Annotated in this window: 23 protein-coding genes and 1 tRNA gene; 16 read left to right on the forward strand and 8 right to left on the reverse strand. The window is 37.1% G+C overall.

The features are described from left to right. The first annotated feature begins 49 nt into the window (after positions 1-49). Both WBG21_RS10895 and WBG21_RS10900 read left to right on the forward strand, forming a co-directional pair. A complete protein-coding gene (locus tag WBG21_RS10895) occupies positions 50-370 on the forward strand; it encodes a hypothetical protein (protein ID WP_340077817.1) in 321 nt (106 codons plus the stop codon). 471 nt (positions 371-841) lie between these two features. Beyond that, positions 842-1339 carry a GTP-binding protein gene (locus tag WBG21_RS10900; RefSeq protein WP_340077818.1) on the forward strand — a complete coding sequence of 166 codons (498 nt, stop codon included), beginning with the start codon at positions 842-844 and terminating at the stop codon, positions 1337-1339. A 13-nt stretch (positions 1340-1352) separates the two neighbouring features. Here the strand turns inward: WBG21_RS10900 and era are convergent, their stop codons facing one another. Further along, on the reverse strand, positions 1353-2240 hold the full coding sequence (era, locus tag WBG21_RS10905) for a GTPase Era (RefSeq protein WP_340077819.1): 888 nt from the start codon (positions 2238-2240) through the stop codon (positions 1353-1355). Continuing rightward, entirely contained in the window at positions 2227-3591 is a 1365-nt protein-coding gene (locus WBG21_RS10910) for an alanine/glycine:cation symporter family protein (RefSeq protein WP_340077820.1), read from the reverse strand. The genes era and WBG21_RS10910 overlap by 14 nt, the downstream gene beginning before the upstream one ends. 180 nt (positions 3592-3771) lie before the next feature. On the opposite strand from WBG21_RS10910, the gene WBG21_RS10915 reads away from it, so the two are divergent. From WBG21_RS10915 to lysS, 8 genes are all read left to right on the forward strand, one after another. Then, positions 3772-3844: transfer RNA gene (locus WBG21_RS10915), tRNA-Met, on the forward strand. 267 nt (positions 3845-4111) lie between these two features. Continuing rightward, a complete protein-coding gene (locus tag WBG21_RS10920; protein WP_340077821.1) occupies positions 4112-4423 on the forward strand; it encodes a hypothetical protein in 312 nt (103 codons plus the stop codon). Positions 4424-4698: 275 nt separating this feature from the next. Next, positions 4699-5460, forward strand: a complete 762-nt coding sequence (locus WBG21_RS10925) for an SDR family NAD(P)-dependent oxidoreductase (protein ID WP_340077822.1) — start codon at positions 4699-4701, stop codon at positions 5458-5460. Between the two features lie 26 nt (positions 5461-5486). After that, the gene (locus WBG21_RS10930) at positions 5487-7235 is read left to right on the forward strand and encodes a thiamine pyrophosphate-binding protein (RefSeq protein ID WP_340077824.1); all 1749 of its coding nucleotides are present in this window, start codon (positions 5487-5489) and stop codon (positions 7233-7235) included. After that, on the forward strand, positions 7236-8156 hold the full coding sequence (locus WBG21_RS10935; protein WP_340077826.1) for a bile acid:sodium symporter family protein: 921 nt from the start codon (positions 7236-7238) through the stop codon (positions 8154-8156). A 16-nt stretch (positions 8157-8172) separates the two neighbouring features. Further along, positions 8173-9129, forward strand: a complete 957-nt coding sequence (locus WBG21_RS10940; RefSeq protein ID WP_340077828.1) for an SDR family oxidoreductase — start codon at positions 8173-8175, stop codon at positions 9127-9129. Further along, a complete protein-coding gene (locus WBG21_RS10945) occupies positions 9126-9917 on the forward strand; it encodes an SDR family oxidoreductase (RefSeq protein WP_340077830.1) in 792 nt (263 codons plus the stop codon). The genes WBG21_RS10940 and WBG21_RS10945 overlap by 4 nt, the downstream gene beginning before the upstream one ends. 85 nt (positions 9918-10002) lie before the next feature. Next, positions 10003-11694 carry a lysine--tRNA ligase gene (gene lysS, locus WBG21_RS10950; protein WP_340077832.1) on the forward strand — a complete coding sequence of 564 codons (1692 nt, stop codon included), beginning with the start codon at positions 10003-10005 and terminating at the stop codon, positions 11692-11694. A gap of 76 nt (positions 11695-11770) precedes the next feature. On the opposite strand, the gene WBG21_RS10955 is transcribed toward lysS, so the two are convergent. The 3 genes from WBG21_RS10955 to WBG21_RS10965 all read right to left on the reverse strand — a co-directional run bounded on the left by WBG21_RS10955 (position 11771) and on the right by WBG21_RS10965 (position 14320). Next, positions 11771-12652 (reverse strand): hypothetical protein, encoded by an 882-nt coding sequence (locus WBG21_RS10955; RefSeq protein WP_340077834.1) that lies wholly within the window; start codon positions 12650-12652, stop codon positions 11771-11773. A gap of 120 nt (positions 12653-12772) precedes the next feature. Beyond that, on the reverse strand, positions 12773-13624 hold the full coding sequence (locus WBG21_RS10960) for a LytR/AlgR family response regulator transcription factor (protein ID WP_340077836.1): 852 nt from the start codon (positions 13622-13624) through the stop codon (positions 12773-12775). A gap of 177 nt (positions 13625-13801) precedes the next feature. Continuing rightward, complete coding sequence (locus WBG21_RS10965; RefSeq protein ID WP_340077838.1) at positions 13802-14320, reverse strand: hypothetical protein; 519 nt, start codon at positions 14318-14320, stop codon at positions 13802-13804. A gap of 240 nt (positions 14321-14560) precedes the next feature. On the opposite strand from WBG21_RS10965, the gene WBG21_RS10970 reads away from it, so the two are divergent. Beyond that, positions 14561-15013, forward strand: a complete 453-nt coding sequence (locus WBG21_RS10970; RefSeq protein WP_340077840.1) for a DUF4890 domain-containing protein — start codon at positions 14561-14563, stop codon at positions 15011-15013. A gap of 188 nt (positions 15014-15201) precedes the next feature. Next, positions 15202-15561: a hypothetical protein gene (locus WBG21_RS10975; RefSeq protein WP_340077842.1), complete on the forward strand. Its 360-nt coding sequence runs from the start codon at positions 15202-15204 to the stop codon at positions 15559-15561. Here WBG21_RS10975 and hemL read toward each other — a convergent pair whose 3' ends face one another. From hemL to WBG21_RS10990, 3 genes are read right to left on the reverse strand one after another with little or no spacing between them, the layout of a single operon-like run. Next, on the reverse strand, positions 15562-16848 hold the full coding sequence (gene hemL / locus WBG21_RS10980) for a glutamate-1-semialdehyde 2,1-aminomutase (RefSeq protein ID WP_340077844.1): 1287 nt from the start codon (positions 16846-16848) through the stop codon (positions 15562-15564). After that, a complete protein-coding gene (locus WBG21_RS10985) occupies positions 16849-17682 on the reverse strand; it encodes a glucosaminidase domain-containing protein (RefSeq protein ID WP_340077846.1) in 834 nt (277 codons plus the stop codon). Next, positions 17682-18608 carry a 1-aminocyclopropane-1-carboxylate deaminase/D-cysteine desulfhydrase gene (locus WBG21_RS10990; protein WP_340077848.1) on the reverse strand — a complete coding sequence of 309 codons (927 nt, stop codon included), beginning with the start codon at positions 18606-18608 and terminating at the stop codon, positions 17682-17684. Before WBG21_RS10990 ends, WBG21_RS10985 begins: the two co-directional genes overlap by 1 nt. A 95-nt stretch (positions 18609-18703) precedes the next feature. On the opposite strand from WBG21_RS10990, the gene WBG21_RS10995 reads away from it, so the two are divergent. From WBG21_RS10995 to WBG21_RS11010, 4 genes are all read left to right on the forward strand, one after another. Next, positions 18704-18868, forward strand: coding sequence for a DUF5522 domain-containing protein (locus WBG21_RS10995; RefSeq protein ID WP_340077850.1), 165 nt, complete (start codon positions 18704-18706; stop codon positions 18866-18868). After that, positions 18868-20862, forward strand: a complete 1995-nt coding sequence (locus WBG21_RS11000) for a urocanate hydratase (protein ID WP_340077852.1) — start codon at positions 18868-18870, stop codon at positions 20860-20862. The genes WBG21_RS10995 and WBG21_RS11000 overlap by 1 nt, the downstream gene beginning before the upstream one ends. An 88-nt stretch (positions 20863-20950) precedes the next feature. Further along, complete coding sequence (locus WBG21_RS11005) at positions 20951-21505, forward strand: DUF4136 domain-containing protein (protein WP_340077854.1); 555 nt, start codon at positions 20951-20953, stop codon at positions 21503-21505. Positions 21506-21610: 105 nt separating this feature from the next. Continuing rightward, positions 21611-23371, forward strand: a complete 1761-nt coding sequence (locus WBG21_RS11010) for an aromatic amino acid hydroxylase (RefSeq protein ID WP_340077856.1) — start codon at positions 21611-21613, stop codon at positions 23369-23371. Positions 23372-23375 lie beyond the last annotated feature (4 nt).

Raw genomic sequence — 23375 nt, forward strand, 5'->3', positions numbered from 1 at the left:
AATTTAGTAGTTTTAAACAGCCATATTATAACTTAAACTCTTTGAAATTATGCCTAAAAAAAATCATACTAAAGGCGAATGGGTCATAAAAGAAGAAAGTAACCATCTATGTATCTATGCTGAAAATGGAAAGCTTATAGCTCAAGTTAAAAAAAACATTGGAGATGCAGAAGGTGAAGCGGAAGCAAATGCTAGGTTGATTTCCGCAGCTCCAAAATTAGTTCAGATAGCAGAGATGTTTTATGATGATATGTTGAATTCAAATAAAAGAGGGACTATCATTTGGAATGTAACCGAGAAAGTGTTAAAAGGTTTATATAGCGCAACAGTTAAAAATGCTGAGTGGGAACCAGAGGAAAAATATTTATAACTCTTACATTCTGATTAAAAATGGCATCAGTATTTTTATTCGAATGTGAAAACTAATAAAGGCATATAGGCCTTGTCCAGTAATTCCTTAATAAGATGTTTTCCATTTTTGAAATGAACTTTATCATTAGTCATAGAAGCCACTAATATCACTTCTATAATCAATGGTTAACCGATCATATATATTTAACCTATAAGTATCTGCTTTTTTTATAGGTATAAGACAATTTTAATTGTAAATACATTCCCCTTAACCTATTTAATATTCCCGAAAAGTATGTTATTGAGCAAATAGTTATCTTCAAGCTCTATAATATAAATTAAAAGTCTTCAATTTCAAATGACATTTGTTGCCCCAATGGAGGTATAATTAAAAACTAAAAGCTAACTGATTTTGATCATTTTTTATTTGAAACAATTAGACCACCTTTACAAAGAATAGACAAAAAAGAACTGACTAAAGAATTAAACGATGACTATAACATCAAATGAGCTTATTCTACGGCCTCGGTTTAAATTAGAATTATCCCGGTCAAATGAAGATGTATTACAATTATTTGAAAAAAAACATTCTAAAAAGTCACCTTTTGTTGTAAAACGGATCGATAACCACGTGTTTATAAAGCTTACAAAAGAAGAAAGTCATTTTTGGTCACCTCAATTGCACCTAGAGATAGATGAAGTTAATAATTCAAAGAGTGAATTATATGGCTTATTTGGCCCTAATCCTACACTTTGGACTTTTTTTATGTTTTTGCACTTTGGGATAGCTACTATTTTTATCATTTTTGGTGTTTGGGCATATTCAAACTGGTCATTAAACCAATCATATGCTATGCAATTAGGGGTTATGGTCTTAATGGTGTTTTGTTGGGGAGCCCTATATTTTATAGGACGAATGGGAAAAGCAAAAGGCAAAGTCCAAATGAACATGCTCTATACATTTATGAAAGATGTTATTAATGATTGAGAATACGTAAAAATTATTTAGAACTGTATCCAAACCTTCTAAGTTGGTTCGGGTTGCTCCGCCAGTTTTTATTTACTTTCACGTAAAGTTCTATGTGAATTTGTTTACCAAAAAATTTTTCTAAATCTTTTCTCGTTTGTACCCCTACCCTTTTTAGAGCACTTCCTTTATGTCCTATGATAATGCCTTTTTGTGTGTCACGTTCTACCATAATAACCGATCGGATCCGGATGATATCTTTTTCTTCTAGAAACTCTTCAGTCGCTACTTCAACAGCATAAGGGATTTCTTTTTTATAATTTAATAGGATTTTTTCCCGGATAGTCTCATTTACAAAAAAACGTTCTGGTTTATCCGTTAATTGGTCTTTAGGATAGAAAGGAGGTGCCTCGGGGAGTAAATCAATAATGCGGTTAAAAATCTCTTGAACATTAAAGTTTTTTAAAGCAGAAGTGGGATAAATCTCTGCATTGGGGACTTTTTCTCGCCAAAATGTTACTTGTTCCTCCAATACTTCTTGAGACGAAGTGTCTATTTTGTTGATCAGAAGTAAAACAGGGATTTTTGTATTTGTAATTTTTTCGAAAAAACTATTATCCTTTAAGGTAGTTTCTCCAATTTCTACCATATAAATTAATATATCAGCGTCATCAAAAGCAGACTTAACAAAATCCATCATAGAAGATTGTAATTCATATGCCGGTTTGATTATTCCGGGGGTATCGGACAATATCACTTGAAAATTTTCACCATTGACGATACCCAATATGCGATGGCGGGTAGTTTGTGCCTTCGATGTAATTATAGATAATTTTTCACCTACAAAAGCATTCATTAAAGTTGATTTACCCACATTAGGGTTTCCAATAATGTTTACAAACCCTGATTTATGAGTACTCATACTTTCGCTTTTTTAAATATACTTTTATCGATTCATTAACCTTTGGGGCTAAATAAATTACAGCTATCATATTGGGAATGCACATAATAGCAAATGCTAGGTCAATTAAATTAATTATGAGATCTAGTGTAGCTATTGCGGCAAATATGATGCTAAAGATATAAATATAGTTGTAGAATTTGCCTATTTTTTCGTTGGTTAAGAAAGATAAACATTTAGTACCGTAATAAGAATATGTAAACAAGGTGCTTAAAGCAAAAGCAGCAACAAGAACCATAAGTATTTCTGCTCCATACCCAAAAAGCAACTTCTCAAAAGCGTTTAATGTCATAATAATTCCATTGCTTTCACCATCTGTATAAACCCCGCTGATAATAATAATAATTGCAGTAAGCGTACATACAATAATAGTGTCGATAAAAGGCCCCAACATGGCTGTTAAGCCTTCATGAATAGGCTCCGATGTTTTTGATTGTCCATGGAACATAGGAGCATTTCCAACACCCGATTCATTGGAGAAAACAGCACGCCGGACCCCTAAAATTACTAACCCCCAGAAACCTCCTTGTGCAGCAGCATTAAAATTAAAAGCTTCTTTAAAAATAAGACTAAAGGAAGGAAATACTTTTTCAGGATTTAACCCCATCATTATAATTACTGAAACAAAATAAAGGAACACCATAAAAGGTACTATAGCGGTAGATACACGCACTATTTTTTTTAACCCTCCAAAAATAACAATGGTAGTAAAAATGACCAAAGTGATTCCTATAATAAGCTGCCAATTAAATGTTCCCAAAGCCAAAATAGTTTCATTTGGTTGAACAACGTGGATAACGGTTTGTGTGAATTGATTTACTGTAAACCCAGGTAAAACACCAACCAAACCTGCAATACAAAAAGTAACAGCTAAAGGTTTTGCCTTAGGTCCCATACCGATAGACATATAGTACATAGGCCCTCCTATTACAGTATTTTTAGTTGTTTTCCGGAACATAACTGCAAGCGTACACGAATAGAATTTAATACACATACCAATAAGTGCAGTAACCCACATCCAAAAAACAACTCCCGGCCCACCATAGTAGATTGCAATAGCAACCCCCGAAATGTTTCCCAAGCCTACTGTTGCGGCTACTGCTGAAGATAAGGCCTGTATATGGGTAATTTCTCCTGTTGCGTTAGATTTATCATACTTTCCTGAGACTATTTTTATAGCATGAATAAAATATCGGTACGGAATCCATCGCGAATAAAACACCAGATAAATACCGCCCCCTATAACAAAGAACAGCATAATCCATTCCGCATAAGATATAAGAATGCTTAGAAGTTGGTTAAGTACATTCAATAGAATAAAGATTTGCTCATAAAAGTAATTAATAAAAAATAAACATAAATAGTATAGGTTTTCAACTCAAAAGTTGTATGCTTTATCCTCTTGGAAATTAGGTACATAGAACCTTTAAGAAGAATTTAGAATTTGAATCCTTGAAAAGTTTAAAATTCCTTGTATATTTGCAGTCCACATCGCGGGATAGAGCAGTAGGTAGCTCGTCGGGCTCATAACCCGAAGGTCACAGGTTCGAGTCCTGTTCCCGCTACAAAGAAGCTTCTTGAGAAATCAAGGAGCTTTTTTTATAGAATCAATGAGGGACTTCTTTCTACAGTGCTTCTTTTTGAGGTCTAATAGGGATAGTGAGCTAACCCTGTTCTCAGGAACAAAAGCAAAAGGCCATTAAACAAATGATAATGTAGTTTTTGATTATTTGGGAATCACTTTTTTATGTTTAATTTAATCCGAAATTTAAGAAACATACATGATTTTTATAAAGTAAAACTCAAAAAACAATTATTCAATCTTCATACAAATGAAAAAAACAAAAAATATTTTATTAGCTATTCTAGGTGTTTTATTAATTACTACTAGTATTATGTATCGTAAATACCGTAGAGCTCAATTGAAAGCAGAGCAACAAAAAGTATATAGGGAAGAGGCTGAAAAAATGTTAGAGTTTAAACGAAAACGGGATAGTATAGAGCGTAAATCTAAATTTGATTCCGCCCAAAAAAAACAATTAGATGAGTTTAATAAAAATTTTGATGAAGTAGCCGAAAAACGTAAAAAACTGGAAGAAACTATTAAAAAATTGCAAGAAGAAGCTAAAAAAACAAAAGAATAGAATGCAAAAATCTGCAATAATTGAATGTAATATGTATCATTTATAGAAGATTTTAGGTAAATTTATAAACTTAAACCCTGTTGTGATTATAAAAAACCCAAACATGAAAATGTTTGGGTTTTGTTTATATAGGAGGCCTTTTTTCTATCAATTCGCCCCAAAAATTAGTATTTTGCTTCAAAAAAGTAGCATTAGCCACTTTTTATATGTTTTTAACACATCAGTTTTTTACTATTAACCTTTATATTTTTATTTGAACCTAATAATTGTTTCTAATGAATAAAATAATTTTCATTACAGGGGCTACCTCAGGCATAGGGAAAGCTACTGCCGAAATCTTTGCAAAAAATGGGGCGAACCTTGTCTTGACAGGAAGAAGGAAAGAAAAACTTTCTAAAATTGCCAATAGCTTAACGAATACATACAATGTGGAGGTATTGCCACTTTGTTTTGACGTAAGCAAAAAACAAGAAGTAACGAATGCAATAGTATCACTCCCTGAAAAATGGCAATCGATAGATGTACTTGTCAATAATGCTGGGCTGGCACTGGGATTGGATAAAATACAAGAGGGAAATGTAAGGGATTGGGATACGATGATCGATACCAATGTAAAAGGGTTGTTATATGTAAGTCACGAGATTATCCCATTGCTCATAAAAAACAAAAAAGGGCATATCATTAATATTGGCTCTACTGCAGCACGGGCTATCTATGAAAAAGGCAATGTGTATTGTGCCACTAAATTTGCAGTGGATGCATTGAGCAAAACCATGCGGGTAGACCTTTTAGAACATCAAATCAAGGTTACCCAGATTTTGCCTGGGGCAGCAGAGACAGAATTCTCCAACGTTCGGTTCAAAGGAGACAATAACAAAGCAGACAGTGTTTATAAAGGCTATGAACCGCTTACTGCAGAAGACATAGCGGATACTATTTATTACGTAACAACATTGCCCCCGCATGTTTGTATCAACGAATTGGAAATAACAGCGTTAGCACAAGCAAACAGCAACTATTTTTATAAATCAGAGTAAAAAATCATAAATCAAAAAGTATAAAAATGAAAATGACAAGTGGCGCATACATTGCAAAATTCTTAAAAAATGAAGGTGTTGAAGTGGTGTTTGGTATTATTGATGGAACCTACCAAGGATTGGTCGTAGGATTGAAAAAAGAAGGAATCCGGTTGATTACCCCACGGCACGAAACCACCGCAGCACATATGGCAGCTGCTTATTCAAGGCTTACGGGAAAACTAGGCGTATGCATTGCTAGCAATGGTCCGGGAGTAGCCAATATTTTACCCGGAATAACTGTTGAAAATGCAGAGGGAAACCGGGTATTGTTAATAACCAGTTCCCGGAGAGTAGGCATAGGCTATCCGGACAGAGGGGGCACCTATCAGTATTTTGACCAAGTGGGGGTTATGAAAAACATCTCTAAATATGCGGTAACCACCCCGCATGTAAACAGAGTCCCTGAATTGATGCGAAAAGCCCTTCGGAAAAGTTTTTCAGGCCGGCCGGGAGTAGTTCATTTTGACCTTCCGGAAGACCTGATGAACAATAAATTTGAATTCCCTGAACTACAACAGCCCGAAACCTACCGGCTTAAGTACCGGTTGAGTGCTCCCAAAGCAATGGTAGAAGAAGCTGCAGAACTTTTGATAAATGCTAAAAACCCTGCCATTCATGCAGGAAGTGGAATCATTCACTCAATGGCTTTTAAAGAATTACAGGAAGTGGCCGAATTGCTAAAAATTCCGGTAGTAACCAGTTGGGGGGCAAGAGGGGTCATCCCGGAAGATTCCGAGTGTGCTGTCCCTATGATTCACATTGACGTGAACAATAAAGTGAGAAAAGAAGCTGATGTTATTTTAGTGATCGGTTCCCGATTAGGGGAAACTGACTGGTGGGGAAAAGCACCTTATTGGAACTTACCCGAAAAACAAAAAATTGTCCAAGTAGATGTGGACGAAGATATTATCGGTAATATCCGACCTGCTGATATTGCGATCCTTTCCGATGCTAAAACTTTTTTACAAGACCTGCTAAAAGTGGTAAAACCTTCCACCAAGAAGATAGCTATTGCCAAGCGGAACAAGACCATAGAAGGCATTCAAAAACTAGTAGTCAAAGACAGGGCCAAGCTCGATAAAAAACTATCAGACAAAGGAACGCCTATGCTCACAGCTCATGTGCCAGCAATAACAAATAAGGTGTTTGATAAAGATGCCTTGGTAGTCTTTGATGGAGGCAATAGTGCTGTTTGGGGCAATTTTTATCACAAAGTATACACCCCTAACACCATGTTGGCAACTTACAAATTTGGGATGTTAGGTGCAGGGGTAGGGCAAGCTATAGGAGCCGCTGCCGCATTTCCCGATAGGCAAGTGTATTGCATTATAGGAGATGGAGCCATGGGCTTCCACCCGCAAGAAGTAGAAACAGCAATCAGAAATGATTTAAAACCGATATTTCTTGTAATTTGCGATAAACAGTGGGGTATGGTAAAGATGACCCAACAATTTGCATTGAAACCAGTAAAAACACTCATTAAAAAAGAACTTTCTGCCGAAGAAACCATCAACACCGATTTAGGAGAAATCCAATTTGATAAATTAGCAGAAAGTATGGGGGCACATGGCGAGCGGGTGGCAGCCCCTGAGGAATTGGAACCCGCCATAGAAAGATGCTTACAGGCAAATAAATGTGCCGTAATACATGTAGATGTAGACCATGTAAAACATATGTGGGCTCCGGGACTCCTAAAATTCAAAGCCATGCACCAAGAACCAAAAGGAAAATAAATGTCTGGTGTTGATGATATTATATTAAACTTTAACCCCAAAAGCATCATGATCCTGAATATTATACTCGGGATTGTGATGTTTGGCGTATCTTTAGATTTAACATTAGAAGATTTCAGAAGGGTTATAAGAAGCCCTAAAGGGCCATTAATTGGATTGGGGGCACAATTTATTCTGCTACCGGCTTTTACTTATTTGTTGATTGTACTCATAAAACCCGCACCTTCCATTGCGATGGGCATGATTTTAGTAAGTTCTTGCCCGGGAGGCAACATGTCCAATTTTTTTACCAATTATGCCAAAGGAAACACAGCCCTTTCCGTAAGCATGACTTCTGTATCTACAGTCATTGCTATATTCATGACCCCTTTCAATATCTCTTTTTGGGGAAGCTTAAATGAACATACAAGCAGGGTACTTTCAGATGTAAATTTAAATGGAGCCGACATGCTTTTGACTATTTTTATGATTTTAGGAGTACCATTGGCATTGGGAATGGTTGTTTCTACAAAAAAGTCTGTAATAGCGAATAAATTGAAAAAACCTTTTAAATATGCTTCCTTATTATTTTTCTTAGGATTTATTGTGGCGGCTTTTTCTGCCAATATCCAAAACTTTCTCACCTATATAAAATATGTGATGGTCGTTGTTGCCATTCATAATTTAGTAGCATTGTCCTTGGGTTATTTTTCCGCGAAACTAGGGAGCCTTCCCGTAAAAGACCGAAGAGCCATTTCATTTGAAGTAGGAATTCAAAATTCGGGATTAGGACTGTTGTTGATTTTCGATTTTTTTAACGGTATGGGTGGAATGGCATTGGTAACAGCATGGTGGGGCATATGGCATATCGTTGCAGGCCTTGTTGTAGGGACCTATTGGTCGACCCGAAAAAAAACAATGAACGAAACAACTGTTGGATGATAAGAGAAATATCGAAATGAAAAAACGAATTTTAATAACCGGTGCTGCAGGCTATATAGGAAACAAATTAATTCACAAACTAGCTGAAGAAAACACGGAAGCTATAGAATTAGTTGCGGGAATTGACATAAAACCACCTCAAGAACAAATGCCCCACGAGAAATTTGAGTTTCACCAATGCGATATACGCTCTGACATTCTTGATACACTTATCAAAGAAAAAAGAATAAACACCATAGTTCATTTAGCTTCTGTGGTAACCCCAACGAAAACCATGACCCGAGAGTTGATGTACGAAATTGATGTAGTAGGGACTAAAAAACTATACGAAAGTGCGATCAAACATAGGGTATCACAATTTGTGGTTACCAGTAGTGGGGCAGCTTATGGTTATCATCATGACAATCCTGAGTGGTTGTATGAAGGTGATGCGCTGAGGGGCAATAAAGAATTTGCTTATTCAGACCATAAACGGTTGATAGAAGAAATGCTTTCAACATATAGAAAAACCAATAAACTTCCCCAACAATTGATATTGCGCCCCGGGACTATTCTCGGAAAAAATGTCTCCAACCAGATAACCGCTTTATTTGAGAAAAAAGCGATTATCGGTATTCAAAACGCTACAACCCCTTTCGTCTTTATTTGGGATGAAGATGTCGTAAATATCATTCTACAGGGAATCAAAGAAAACAAATCGGGAGTTTTCAATCTGGCAGGCAATGGATATGTTACCCTAAAAGAAATAGCAAACATTTTAAAAAAACCATATGTTGCCATACCGGCATGGGTTATAAAATCAGTTTTATGGCTGCTACACAAAGTGAAATTGACCCAATATGGCCCGGAACAAGTACGGTTTTTAAGGTACAGGCCCGTGTTGGCAAATGATACATTAAAAAAAGAATTTCCGTATACACCAACCTATACCAGTAAGGAAGTTTTTGAATATTACCTCAATACCAAAAGTTGAAAAATAAAGTCGTTGTAATTACAGGAGCCGCTAGTGGCATAGGTGCTGAATTTGTAAAACAATATGCAAAAAGAGGCGCACATGTGGCTTTGTTGGATAGGGATGCTTCCGGATTGGCAAAATTGAGTGAACAGCTACAAGATTCTAACATACCGCACCTTACCGTTACGGTTGATATTACTGACAAAGAACAGGTAGCCCAAGCCTTTTCTAAAGTCATTGAAAAATTCAAAACAATTGATGTATTGGTTAACAATGCAGGCATTAGCCATATCAGTAGATTTGAAGACACTCCGGTAGCGATTATCGAAAAAGTAATGGCGGTAAATTTCTACGGGGCTGTTTATTGTACCCATGAAGCCATCAATCACCTTATTAAAAGTAAAGGACAGATAATAACCCTATCCAGCGTAGCAGGGTTTTCACCATTATATGGGAGAACAGGCTATTCGGCCAGTAAACATGCGTTGCATGGCTTTTTTAATTCCCTGCAAGCAGAAGTCAGGGAAAAAGGTGTGCACATGCTTATGGCATGCCCTTCCTTTGTAAAAACGAATATTGAAGACCGGACACTCAATGAAGAAGGGCACCCTTTTGGCAAAAAGAAAAGCGTTATTGGTCATGTAATGGCCCCTGAGTACGTAGTATCAAAAATACTCAAGGCAGCTGACCGGAAAAAGAACATTGTGTATATCTCAAAAACATCCAAAATAGCACGGTTGGTCTCTTTCTTCCTGCCCGGTATTTTTGAACGTAAAATGCGAAACCGGGTGCGTAAAGATTTCTAAATAGATTATCGATTGCGATTTTAGAATTGTCGCTATCTTTGCACCTTTCAGAAAATTATTTTTATACAAGATAATCAACAGCATTATGCAATTGTCAGAACAAGAGATCGTACGAAGGGAAAAACTGGAAAAATTACGGACATTGGGTATCAACCCTTATCCAGCTGCTTTATACCCGGTTGACCATACGTCTAAACAAGTAAAAGAACAGTTTTCAGAAGGTAAAAAAGTAGTGATGGCCGGGCGTTTAATGTCCTTTCGTATTCAAGGAAAAGCTTCTTTTGCAGAATTACAAGACAGTGCTGGCAGAATGCAATTGTATTTTAACCGCGATGAGATATGCCCGGGAGAAAACAAAACCAAATACAACGAAGTTTTTAAAAAACTAATCGACTTTGGGGATTTCATAGGCATTAAAGGTGAACTGTTTACCACTCAGGTAGGCGAAAAGACCGTATTGGTGAAAGATTTTACGATACTTAGTAAAACCCTTCGGCCACTTCCGTTACCAAAAGTAGATGCAGATGGTAAAACACATGACGAGTTTAACGATCCGGAGCTTCGTTACCGCATGCGGTATGTAGATTTGGTAGTGAACCCACAAGTAAAAGAAGTATTCGTTAAGCGTACCAAATTGTTTAACGCTATGCGGACTTTCTTTAATGAAAAAGGGTACTTTGAAGTAGAAACACCTATTCTACAATCCATTCCGGGAGGCGCAGCAGCGCGGCCGTTCGTTACGCACCATAATGCTTTGGACATTCCTTTATACCTTAGGATTGCCAATGAACTATACCTTAAAAGATTGATTGTAGGTGGTTTTGATGGCGTATACGAGTTTTCTAAAAACTTCCGCAATGAAGGGATGGATAGAACACATAACCCTGAGTTTACCGCGATGGAAATCTATGTGGCGTATAAAGATTACCATTGGATGATGGAATTTACCGAAAACCTGTTGGAATACTGTGCCATCCAGGTAAACGGAACGACGAAAGCAACATTTGGGGAATACGAAATTGATTTTAAAGCACCGTATCCCCGGGTTACGATGGCAGACGCGATTAAACAATATACCGGTTTTGATATTTCAGGAAAAACAGAAACAGAAATCAGGGAAGCAGCTGTAAAAATGGGAGTAGAAGTAGACGACACGATGGGAAAAGGAAAGCTGATTGATGAGATTTTTGGCGAAAAATGCGAAGGGAATTTTATCCAGCCGACCTTTATTATTGATTATCCAAAAGAAATGAGCCCGTTGTGTAAGGCACATCGAAACGACCCTGGGCTTACCGAACGCTTTGAGTTGATGGTGTGTGGAAAAGAGATTGCCAATGCGTATTCAGAATTGAACGACCCTATTGACCAGCGGGAACGTTTTGAGGCACAATTAAAACTCTCAGAACGTGGTGATGATGAAGCCATGTTTATTGACAATGACTTTTTACGCGCCCTCGAATTTGGAATGCCCCCAACCAGTGGGTTGGGTATTGGCATGGACCGGTTAGTGATGTTTTTAACCAACAAACAATCGATACAAGAGGTACTGTTCTTCCCACAGATGAAACCGGAGCGTAAACCTATAGCGATTAGTGACGAAGCAAAACATATCTTAGAGTTCCTTAAAAAAACTGAAAAAATACCTTTGGCAGCTTTAAAAACCGAGGCAGGGTTGTCTAACAAAAAATGGGACAAAGCCATTAAAGAACTTACAAAGAACCAGCTGGCCAAAGTCTCTAAAGAAGAGGAAGGATTGTTTGTGGAGGTTATTGGATAGTATATTTTAGCATGAATTAACATAAAGAAGGCTACCTGTTCAGGTAGCCTTCTTTATGTTACATATTACCGAAAAACTATTCTGCTTTTTTTCTTTTACTACTAGAGGTGTCTTTAACTGCATTTTCAGGAATTTTTACAAGATCATCCGTAAATGGTTTTGTGAAAGACCAGTTCTTATAAGTATGAAATCCAAAATCTTCACCTTCAGGACCTAAAGTTATTAATTTAACAGGGACTTTAAATTCGTCTACAACTTCATATTTTTCAAATTTTTTGATCATTGGACCAAAAAACTCTACCTCAGCCGGCAATCCCATTGCATCCAATATTGCCCCATAGGCTACAACATATTCCATTGCCTTGAGTTCATAGGTTTCAGGGTCGATCATAAGGTCATAATAATCTTTTGGAGATTCACCAGCAGTAGGTTCAAATGTCATCTTAACTGCAATATACTCTTTAGGTTCATCAAATATTTCTCTTGTTCTAACCTCTCCAAGTTTTACTCCATTATCTTGGGTAAGCCAAGGGATATTTGAAAAATAATATGCTAAATGTGCTGTAAACTTTGCAGGATTACCACGTTTCCAGTTTACTGAATAATATCCTTTTCCATTATAAAATATTTCTGCTTTATCCAATGGCCAGTTCTGGTATACTCTTCTTTTTCCTTGTTCTATAATCTCATCAGAAGTCCAAGGATCGGAAGGGTCAAATGGCCCAATATACGTGTGTTGATAGCTAACACTTGGACTGTTTTTCCATTTCTCCAAATCACCGTGTGCTTTAATCATTTTTTCGATTACTTCTTTAGTCTCTTCAGAAGCATATCTAGGGTCAAGTGCAGGGGCTGTGTTTTCAGTAGTTGTTTCCTCTGACTTCTTTTTAGTGTTACAAGCAGAAATTGATACAATCAATACAACTAATGTAAATACGTAAGCAATTCTTGTTTTCATAATATGTTTTCAGATTTTAATTTCTAGGGTGCAATATTATGAGGAATGATTAACATATAAAGCTTTCCGGAAGCTGTTTGTGACAACCTGTTCGAAATTGTGATAGAATTAAAGCTATTCTTATACTGGGAGGTCTTTTAATTTTAATTTTTCTGCAATATCCTCTTTATAGTTTCGGCTGGTAATAATTTCATTTTTGTCTTTCAATAAAATCCTATACATACCGCTCTTCATATAATCAACTTTCTCTACATAATTCACATTAACAATGTATGAACGGTGTACACGAATAAATTCATCCGTATTTAAACTGGAGTATAAACTGGTCATCGTTTGCCTCAGAACATATATTCTTTCATTCATGTGCAATTTCATATAATTGCCAGCACTTTCAAACCATATGATTTCATGAACATTAATTGAAACGTCAATTCCTTTATCTTTAATATTTATGACTTGAATTGTTTTCTCATCTTTAGTGATAAGTGCGTATAGTTTTGGCCAGTGGGAAGCGATAAAATTTCTTATCTGAGCTTCATTATTTGAGGTGAAATGGAATAAAATAACAATTGCTGTTGATTCTACCAATCGACTAAAGAAACCACTGGTGAGGTGGTTACTATATTCATTTCCAAATATTTCATCATACGGTACTTCGTTTTTGAAATAAAGAATCAGATAGAAAAAAAAATTTGCCAATAATTGATGTATAAATGCAATAACAACAATAAATAAGGAATGCTTAATAAAAAGGGACACTTTTTTATAGTCTTTTATTTTTATAATAAGAACATAAATTAAGGGTAATAGCGTTACCCATAGTAAAATACTAATTGTATAAAATAAACTATCATTAACCCAGTTAGAAAATTCTTGAGGCCTGAAATAAAACAATATAAATTCGTTTGCCGATACTATTATCGCCAAGGGTATCGCTAAAAACAGTAAAAGTAACCGAACCCTATTTCCCATTATTATATCTTCACAAATATTTTTTAGTGAACAAATCTAATTAAAATGATATGCATTTGGGTAAGTCCAGTTACTAAAAAAACATGTCTGTTTTATGTTTTCAATTAAAAAGCCACCCTTGGGTGGCTTTTCCTAACTAACTCAAACAATTTTTCATAAAGGTCAAATTGCATACTTTTACATGATTGAGGGTTTCGCATGTGGGTTAAATCCCTTTGGAAGATACTTTTTCGTATCAAACCCTAAATCTATGATTTCTTCTTCATCCTTTTCGATATATAGAATGCTTTCCATAGGGATGGCATAAGGATCAAAGTTTTCAGGTAAATACTTTTCCGTATCAAATCCTAAATTAATTTCTTCCTCTTCCTCAATATATTCAATAGAGTGGATATCGAAGTACACTTCATAAGGGTTGAACCCTTTTGGCAGATACTTTTCCGTATCAAATCCTAAGTCTACTACTTGCTCCTCTTCTATATAATTAATAGTACTGAGGTTCAGTTCTTTTTCTTTTGTCAGTTCGTAAGGGAATTTCAAATCGGTTAGGTTGTTTTCCCTGGCGTTACTAACAAATAAACCTTCTAAACTTGCCATGGCTTCATAATGGATGAGCTCATTGGCAACGGTTTTTTCTTCCTGCGTAGCCACATTTTGTAAAAAAAGTAAACTACAAATAACTAATAGCTTGTTCATTTCTATAATGTTTAATCGTTCTTTGATTGTTTACTATATAGACTACCGAAAAACAGAAATGTTACGTCTTTATGAAATATTTAACTATCCGCGGTTAGAAGGTTTAAGCCGTTATAAACAAAAGAAAAACAAGATACATGGAAGGTTTTTTAATATCTGAAATGATTATTCTGAGAATGTATGGATTAAACATTTTGTCCGTTTTCTGGTCATAGGGATATAACCTAAATATTATATAAGATGAAAAAGTTAGTTAGTTTATTAGTGCTTTTGTTTTTGGCATTTTCTATGACAGCACAAGAACGTGGGCAAAAAAAGGAACGCGAGTATAGAAAACATCGTGTAGAGCGATTTAAAGATTTTACTCCTGAACAAATGGCTACGCTCCGTACAAAACGAATGGCATTAGCGTTGGATTTAAATGAAAGCCAGCAAGGAGCAATTTTAACATTAAACACTCAAATGGAAGAGAAACGTAAGCATCATATGGAGGAACGTAAAGCATTTAGAGAGTCAGAAGAAAAACCTTCTGTGGAAGCACGTTATGAAAAGATGAACGAAATGCTTGATGAACGATTGAGATTACAACAAGAAATGAAACAAATTCTCTCTGCCGAACAATATGAAACGTGGAAACAACAAGACAAAGGAAAGCGGTTTTACAAGCATAAACTCGGATGGAGAAGAAAATAATAGTTGATATATTATAATAAGGTCATTTCGAAGAAGTACAACGACTGAGAAATCTTTTATAATATTATCTTGGATTTCTCATCAATAAAAAGAGTGAGTTTGAAATGACTTTATACTTTTTTAGAAAACTATTTTAAATGATAAAAATGGTATCTTTGATATAAAATAAACCATAACCTAACTATCTTATGAAAAACCGAATTCGATTAACTATTGCTTTTCTTCTGCTTTTTGCAGTACAGTTTTCCAATGCGCAAGCAAAAGCTGCCATCGTAAATAATCCAGAAGCTATTGCTAAAGAGAAAATGGAGAAAATAGACCGTATCATTGTTTTAAATACAACCCAAAAACAAGGTCTTTATGATGCTATTTTGAGTTTTGAACAGCGGAGAAAAAACTTTGACCGTTCAAAGTATAAAAATACAGAAGCCGGTAGAGCATATGCTAACCTGAATATCGAATTGGACAATACTATTCAGCGCATCCTTACCAAAGAACAACTCCAAAAATTAGAAAAAGGTGGGTACACACCTTTGGATGTTCATTAATTATAACGTAGCAACTACTTTTTTTGCAGCTTCAATGGTAAAATCAAGATCACCATACGAAAGGGCGTCATTTAAAAACCAACTTTCAAAGGCACTGGGAGGTAAATAAACCCCCTCGTTGAGCATCCCATGGAAGAACTTTTTAAAGGTCTCATTATTCCCTTTTGCAGAAGAATCAAAATCAATGACCGGTTTATCTATAAAATGAACAGAAATCATGGAACCTATTCGGTTAATAGTATAAGCAACTTTTGAACCTTTCAAAACTTTTCCAAGCCCGGTATGCAGATAAGCTGTTTTTTCCTGAAGGCTTTTAAATATTTCAGGACTATTGTTTAGTTCAGTTAACATGGCTAACCCTGCGGCCATTGCCAAGGGGTTTCCACTCAATGTGCCTGCTTGATATACAGGCCCTACAGGTGCTAAGCAATGCATGATTTTATCCCTGGCAGCAAAAGCCCCTACGGGGAGTCCTCCGCCAATTACCTTTCCAAAAGTTACAATATCTGCATCCACATTTAGAAGTTCCTGTGCTCCTCCCCTTGCAAGCCGGAACCCCGTCATCACCTCATCAAAAATGAGTAGTATGCCATTTTTATCGCAAAGAGTCCTCAACCCTTCCAAAAAACCTTTTTCCGGCAAAATGCATCCCATATTGCCGGCTACCGGTTCAATGATGATCGCTGCAATCTCTCTCGGATTTGCCCGGACAATTCGGTTTACATCCTCCAGGTCGTTATACCGGGCTAATAGGGTGTCCCTTGCAGTACCTTGGGTAACTCCTGGGCTGTTAGGCGTTCCAAATGTAACGGCTCCACTCCCGGCTTGGATAAGAAAAGCATCGGCATGGCCATGATAACACCCTGCAAACTTGATGATTTTTTCCTTACCTGTGTAGCCGCGTGCCAACCTTATAGCACTCATGCAAGCTTCTGTGCCACTATTGACAAAACGGATTTTATCAATATTTGGCACCATAGAAATTGCCAGTTTAGCAATCTCCGTTTCAATTTCCGTAGGCATTCCAAAAGAAGTCCCTTTTTTAGCTTTTTCAATAACTGCTTTTAACACAGGCTCGTAAGCATGCCCTAAGATTAAAGGCCCCCAAGAGGCAATATAATCAATAAACTTATTGCCATCTTCATCATAGAAATAAGCACCTTTGGCCTCTTTAACAAAAATAGGATGTCCGCCTACTGCTTTAAAAGCCCGTACAGGGGAGTTAACGCCTCCGGGAATAACTTTAGTAGCCTCTGCATACAGAGCACTGCTTCTTTGGTAAATCATTTATTTAGAAGAAATTATCAGTTTTTGCCCAATATCAATATTGATGCTATCAAGCTTGTTTATGTTCATAAGTTCATCAATGGTAAGGCCATACCGCTTTGATATGGAGTATAACGTATCGCCTTGTGCTACTGTATGGATTTCTTCAGATAGAACTTCTCTAGGAACTTTAGGTTCCGTGGCTGTATTTTCCACAACAGCAATACCTTTTTCTTTCAACACTTCTTTGTCGTATTTATCAAGGTCGTAGCGTTCAATAATAGAAATTAATTTTTCAGGGTACTTTTTATCTGTAGCATAGCCGGCTTTGCGCAATCCTTTGGCCCAAGCTTTATAATCATTTTTTCGGAGGTCAAATAAAAAATCATATCGGGAGCGCGTGGTTAAAAACAAGCTGTGGTCATTAAAGGAATGCATAGGATGGTTGTATTTTCTGAAACACTCTCCTTTTTCATCATCATCGTGGTAGGCACGGTCACCTTCCCACCCGGTATGGCATTTAATCCCAAAATGGTTATTGGTTTTCATGGTGAGCTGCCCTTTTCCCGAACCACTTTCCAGAATTCCTTGCGCCAGTGTTATACTCGCAGGGATTCCATGATTGCGCATGTTCTGTTTAGCGATTTCATCAAACGTGTCAATATAATCTTGTGTAGAGACAATATTGAACACAATAAATTCATCTTCTTTAGAAGCAATTTTATTGGAAGGTTCTTTTATAACAACTTCTTCAGAAGAACGCTTTTTTTTATGTGTTTCTCTGATAATCCGTTGTTTGCTTCCACAACTAATAAATAAGAAACCTACAATGAATAAACCTATATACTTTTTCATTACAAATGAATTAAAGGCAACTTTTTTCTTTTTAAGAAGTTATTCATACCAGTGATTCCTTGCAAACCACCGGTATGAACGGCCAATATTTTTGTTTTCTCTTTAAAATAACCTCTTTTTATCAAATCTAGTACACCAAACAGCATTTTTCCTGTATAAACAGGATCCAATGAAACTCCGGTTTCTTTCTTAAAACCATTAATAAACACAATCAGTTCTTCACAAACCTTGCCATAACCTCCAAAATGATAATAGTCTATCAGTTCCCACTGATTGTTATTGGCAAATTTACGAATATCATTTTTCAAAAAAGAACCTTTCAATGCCGGAAATCCTAAAACTTGTTGACGGGGTTTTAAACAATTAATGATCCCCGAAACAGTCCCTCCGGTACCAACGGCTACACAAACAATGTCAAAATAAGCATCTTTTTCTGTTAAAATCTCTTCACAACCTTTAATGGCCAGTTCATTAGTTCCCCCTTCAGGGATGAGGTAAAAATCACCAAACTTTTGATCTAATTTGTGAATAAACTCAAGTGTATTTTTATTTCGATAATTACTTCGAGAAACAAAATGAAGGTGCATGCCACATGCTTGAGCAAACTGTAGGGTTGGATTGGCTGTTGTTTTGCTCTCCAATTCCTCTCCACGGATAATTCCGATGGTTTGAAACCCATATTCTTTTCCAGCAGCAGCTACAGCGGAAATATGGTTGGAAAAAGCCCCTCCAAAAGTCAACAATGTATGCTGTGAATCTTCTTTTGCCTTGAGAAGGTTGTATTTGAGTTTTCGATATTTGTTCCCTGAGATATGTGGATGTAGAAGATCTTCTCTTTTTATAAATAATTCAATTTTTTTCTCCTTCAATACGGGAAGTTCAATTTTTTGATTTATGGAAACAATTGTTGAAAAATCAAAAGACATTTAAAAAACAATTTATTCAATGGTAACATTGGATGGTCCAATTTTAGGAACCATATCAAATTCATATATCTTTGTAAAGATAAGGAAACCTCAACATGAAAAAGATACTACCACTAGAAGAAGGCGATTTTTATTGGTCGCCGGAAGGGTATCGGGTATTTACAGAACAATACCTTTTAAAAAGAGGCTATTGCTGTGAAAGTGGCTGTAGGCATTGTCCTTATGGATACAACCAAAAAAATAAAAACAAAAGAGAATAATGACTTTTGAAGAACAACTACAGGAAGGCATCCCGGATATGCTTCCATCATTAAAACTCTATGATGAGCAAGTAAACCATGCGCCAAAGAGAAAAGGTTTGCACACTAAGGAAGATAAAAAACTGGCTCTAAGGAATGCACTCCGTTACTTTGAAGCGAAACACCATGCAACGTTACTTCCTGAATTTGCAAAAGAACTCGATACTTATGGAAGGATTTATATGTATCGTTTTCGCCCGGATTATGAGATGTATGCACGGCCGATAGAAGCCTATCCTGCAAAAAGCCGACAAGCTGCAGCTATTATGCTCATGATTCAAAATAACTTAGATCCAAAAGTTGCCCAGCACCCCCACGAATTGATTACCTATGGAGGTAATGGGGCTGTTTTTCAGAATTGGGCACAGTACCGGCTTACCATGAAATACCTTTCTGAAATGACTGATGAGCAAACACTGATTATGTATTCCGGACACCCTATGGGTTTATTCCCATCACACAAGGAAGCCCCGAGAGTGGTAGTTACCAATGGTATGATGATTCCTAACTATTCCAGTCAAGATGATTGGGAGCACTTCAATGCTCTAGGAGTTACACAATACGGGCAAATGACAGCAGGTAGTTATATGTACATTGGTCCTCAAGGGATTGTACATGGCACTACGATCACCGTATTGAATGCAGGCCGGAAAGTAGCAAAAGAAGGAGAAGGTTTAGCCGGAAAGCTATTTGTTTCTTCCGGATTGGGAGGCATGAGCGGTGCGCAACCCAAAGCAGGGAATATTGCCGGATGTATTACGGTATGCGCAGAAGTAAATGCAAAAGCCATTGAAACCCGCCATTCGCAAGGATGGGTAGATGAGGTTATCGATAACTTAGAAACTTTGACTGCCCGTGTGAAAAAGGCAAAAGCAACCAAGGAAGTTGTTTCCATAGCCTATCATGGAAATATAGTAGAAGTTTGGGAACACTTTTATGAGGAAGGAATTTATATTGATTTAGGTTCCGACCAAACATCGCTGCACAATCCATGGTCAGGAGGGTATTATCCTGTGGGACTTACCTTTGAAGTGGCTAATGAAATGATGGCTGCCGATCCTGAAAATTTTAAAAAACAAGTTCAGGAGTCGCTACGGCGACAAGTTGCAGCTATCAATAAACACGCCGCCAAAGGCACCTATTTTTTTGATTATGGAAATGCATTTTTATTAGAAGCTTCCCGTGCAGGAGCTGCTATTATGGCTGATGATGGTATTCATTTCAAATATCCTAGTTATGTGCAAGACATTATGGGGCCTATGTGCTTTGATTATGGTTTTGGGCCTTTTCGTTGGGTATGTGCTTCCGGCAAATCGGAAGACCTGGCAAAAACAGATGCGATTGCTTGTACCGTTTTGGAGGAAATGGCAAAAAATGCCCCTCAGGAAATTACCCAACAAATGCATGATAATATCCGGTGGATAAAGGGCGCACAAGATAATAAACTGGTAGTCGGTTCACAGGCACGTATCTTATATGCGGATGCTGAGGGGAGGATTAAAATTGCCCAAGCCTTTAATGATGCTATTAAACAAGGTGTTATTGGCCCTGTAGTTTTAGGGCGTGATCACCATGATGTGAGCGGTACCGATTCACCCTATCGTGAAACATCAAATATCTATGATGGCTCGCAATTTACTGCAGATATGGCCATTCATAATGTGATTGGCGATAGTTTTCGAGGTGCTACTTGGGTAAGCATTCACAATGGTGGTGGTGTTGGTTGGGGAGAGGTAATTAATGGCGGATTTGGTATGGTTCTTGATGGTAGTAAAGAGGCAGCCAACCGGTTACAGTCCATGCTTTTTTGGGATGTAAACAATGGGATTGCCAGACGAAGTTGGGCACGAAATAAGGAAGCTGTTTTTGCTATCAAACGTGCTATGGAAATAGCCCCTAGTTTGAAAGTAACGTTACCGAATGAAGTAGATGAAAACCTTTTAGAAGAACTTTAACAGAATGCACTTGAAAGGCATTTTCCAATTTCGTATTTTTATATAGGCAATGATGAACTATAGAAATTAACTCAAAAAGCAATTAATTATGAAACCATTAAAACCTTTTCTGCTGCTTTTGCTACCTGCCTTATTGATTTCTTGTGTATCAGTTCGTGTGGCAACTGACTATGACAGGCAAGCTGACTTTGACCAATACAGAACCTTTGCATTTTTTAAACCGGGAATCGATAAAGCCGAAATATCCGATTTGGACAAAAAACGGATTTTAAGAGCTATTGAAGCTAAAATGATATACAAGGGCTATGCAAAATCAGAGAACCCTGATATGCTAATCAGTATCTTCACCAAAGAACGAGAGCGTGTAAATGTGTATAACAATTACGGCTTTGGTTGGGGCTGGTGGGGCAATCCTTACTGGGGCTGGGGCTGGGGAGGTAACTTCAACAACGTATCTACCCGCACAGAAGGAGTCCTTTATATAGATATTATTGATGCCAAAAAGAAAGAGCTTATCTGGCAAGGTAAAGGTAGCGGATATTTACTCGCTTATAGAGATGTAGCAAAAAAAGAACAACGCATCCGCGAGTTTGTAGACGAAATCCTAAATCAATATCCTCCGGGAATAGAAGAAATAAATTAAATAGAGAGGCTGTACTTTAGTTCAGCCTTTTTTAACCATTATAATCATCTTCGCCTTGTTTTTTTGTATTTTTACATGTATCGTAAATTAACAAAACAAATAGCAATGTCCTACGAAAGTAATCCGATATTAGACAAACTTCCAAAGCACTTAAAGCAATTTATAAAGCCTCAGAATTATGAGGAATATTCGGCTATTGACCAAGCTGTTTGGAGGTATGTGATGCGTAAAAATGTCGATTACCTGGGGAAGGCAGCACATAGTTCTTATGTAGAAGGATTAAAGTCAACAGGGATCTCTATAGATAGCATTCCGAATATGTATGGAATGAACCGCATTTTGAAAGAAATTGGATGGGCTGCTGTGGCCGTTGATGGTTTTATTCCGCCCAATGCTTTTATGGAATTTCAGGCATACAATGTATTGGTTATTGCTTCGGATATACGGCAGTTAGAACATATTGAATATACGCCTGCCCCTGATATTATCCATGAAGGTGCAGGGCATGCACCCATCATTGCTAATCCTGAGTATGCTGAGTATTTACGAAGGTTTGGGGAAATTGGGGCTAAAGCGATCTCCAGTGCTAAAGATTATGAAATGTACGAGGCCATCCGGCATTTATCTATCATAAAAGAGGCTCCCGGAACACCAGAAGAAATAATAGACGAAGCCGAGAAAAAGGTAGAAGAGCTTCAAAATAATATGGGTGAACCTAGTGAAATGGCACTAATAAGGAACTTGCATTGGTGGACCGTAGAATATGGGCTCATAGGGAAGGTTGATAACCCAAAAATATATGGAGCAGGGCTTTTATCTTCTATAGGGGAGAGTGCGTGGTGCATGACAGATAAAGTAAAAAAGATACCCTATACAGTAGCGGCGGCATATCAGTCTTTTGATATTACAAAACCGCAACCCCAGTTATTTGTAACTCCTGACTTTGCACACCTTAATTTAGTGTTGGAAGAGTTCGCCAATACGATGGCGTTACGAAAAGGGGGATTAGATGGTGTTCGGAAACTGATTGCATCCAAAGCTCTGGGAACAGTGGAATTGAGTACCGGCATACAGGTTTCGGGAGTATTTACAAATGTATTGGAACATGAAGGAAAGCCTATCTATATTCAAACTACCGGAAAAACAGCCTTATCGTATCATGAAAAAGAGCTAGTGGGCCATGGAACTAATTACCATAGTGAAGGTTTTGGAAGCCCGACAGGTAAGTTGAAGGGAATTAATTTAGCGATTGAAGACATGAGCCCGCGTGACCTTCGTGCCTATGACATCTATGAGGGAGAATCTGTAACATTAGAATTTGAAGGGAATATTAAGGTAACGGGTGAAATTATCACTGGTAGCCGGAATTTACAGGGTAAAATTATACTCATCAGTTTTAAAAACTGTATGGTTACTCATGGAGATACCATACTATTTCGACCGGAATGGGGTGTTTATGACATGGCTGTTGGTAAAGAAATTATATCTGCTTTCAGTGGCCCGGCAGACGTAACTAGTTTTGATTTAATAACGCACGTGCCTTCTGAGCAAACGATTAAAGTAAAAAAATCACCGGAGCGTATTGTATTAGAGAACTATTATCAGCAAGTACGTGACATACGAGATGGTAAAAGAGATATGGAATTACTCGAAGAGATTTTTGAAGACTTGCAAAAAAATTACCCGAATGACTGGTTGTTGTCCGTTGAATTGTATGAACTTTCTAAAAAAGATAATCTGCAGGAGCTCTCAGAGATTGTTATAAATCACCTAAAGAAAGTAAAAGACAGACGTCCGGATATTGCACATTTAATTGATGGAGGGGTTTCTTTGGTAGATGCTTCCTATGAAAAAATAATTTCTTAAGAAA

The organism is Leptobacterium meishanense (genome assembly GCF_037645805.1).
Taxonomy (GTDB): Bacteria; Bacteroidota; Bacteroidia; order Flavobacteriales; family Flavobacteriaceae; genus Leptobacterium_A; species Leptobacterium_A meishanense.

What these genes read in the sequence shown, in the direction of transcription:
- WBG21_RS10920 (WP_340077821.1), top strand. Translation starts at nt 4,112, where the DNA reads ATGAAAAAAACAAAAAATATTTTATTAGCTATTCTAGGTGTTTTATTA.
- WBG21_RS11010 (WP_340077856.1), top strand. Translation starts at nt 21,611, where the DNA reads ATGTCCTACGAAAGTAATCCGATATTAGACAAACTTCCAAAGCACTTA.
- WBG21_RS10975 (WP_340077842.1), top strand. Translation starts at nt 15,202, where the DNA reads ATGAAAAACCGAATTCGATTAACTATTGCTTTTCTTCTGCTTTTTGCA.
- WBG21_RS10960 (WP_340077836.1), bottom strand. Translation starts at nt 13,624, where the DNA reads ATGGGAAATAGGGTTCGGTTACTTTTACTGTTTTTAGCGATACCCTTG.
- WBG21_RS10985 (WP_340077846.1), bottom strand. Translation starts at nt 17,682, where the DNA reads ATGAAAAAGTATATAGGTTTATTCATTGTAGGTTTCTTATTTATTAGT.
- WBG21_RS10935 (WP_340077826.1), top strand. Translation starts at nt 7,236, where the DNA reads ATGTCTGGTGTTGATGATATTATATTAAACTTTAACCCCAAAAGCATC.
- WBG21_RS10990 (WP_340077848.1), bottom strand. Translation starts at nt 18,608, where the DNA reads ATGTCTTTTGATTTTTCAACAATTGTTTCCATAAATCAAAAAATTGAA.
- WBG21_RS11005 (WP_340077854.1), top strand. Translation starts at nt 20,951, where the DNA reads ATGAAACCATTAAAACCTTTTCTGCTGCTTTTGCTACCTGCCTTATTG.
- hemL (WP_340077844.1), bottom strand. Translation starts at nt 16,848, where the DNA reads ATGATTTACCAAAGAAGCAGTGCTCTGTATGCAGAGGCTACTAAAGTT.
- WBG21_RS10955 (WP_340077834.1), bottom strand. Translation starts at nt 12,652, where the DNA reads ATGAAAACAAGAATTGCTTACGTATTTACATTAGTTGTATTGATTGTA.
- WBG21_RS10930 (WP_340077824.1), top strand. Translation starts at nt 5,487, where the DNA reads ATGAAAATGACAAGTGGCGCATACATTGCAAAATTCTTAAAAAATGAA.
- lysS (WP_340077832.1), top strand. Translation starts at nt 10,003, where the DNA reads ATGCAATTGTCAGAACAAGAGATCGTACGAAGGGAAAAACTGGAAAAA.
- WBG21_RS10900 (WP_340077818.1), top strand. Translation starts at nt 842, where the DNA reads ATGACTATAACATCAAATGAGCTTATTCTACGGCCTCGGTTTAAATTA.
- WBG21_RS10970 (WP_340077840.1), top strand. Translation starts at nt 14,561, where the DNA reads ATGAAAAAGTTAGTTAGTTTATTAGTGCTTTTGTTTTTGGCATTTTCT.
- WBG21_RS10895 (WP_340077817.1), top strand. Translation starts at nt 50, where the DNA reads ATGCCTAAAAAAAATCATACTAAAGGCGAATGGGTCATAAAAGAAGAA.
- era (WP_340077819.1), bottom strand. Translation starts at nt 2,240, where the DNA reads ATGAGTACTCATAAATCAGGGTTTGTAAACATTATTGGAAACCCTAAT.
- WBG21_RS10940 (WP_340077828.1), top strand. Translation starts at nt 8,173, where the DNA reads ATGAAAAAACGAATTTTAATAACCGGTGCTGCAGGCTATATAGGAAAC.
- WBG21_RS11000 (WP_340077852.1), top strand. Translation starts at nt 18,868, where the DNA reads ATGACTTTTGAAGAACAACTACAGGAAGGCATCCCGGATATGCTTCCA.
- WBG21_RS10925 (WP_340077822.1), top strand. Translation starts at nt 4,699, where the DNA reads ATGAATAAAATAATTTTCATTACAGGGGCTACCTCAGGCATAGGGAAA.
- WBG21_RS10965 (WP_340077838.1), bottom strand. Translation starts at nt 14,320, where the DNA reads ATGAACAAGCTATTAGTTATTTGTAGTTTACTTTTTTTACAAAATGTG.
- WBG21_RS10995 (WP_340077850.1), top strand. Translation starts at nt 18,704, where the DNA reads ATGAAAAAGATACTACCACTAGAAGAAGGCGATTTTTATTGGTCGCCG.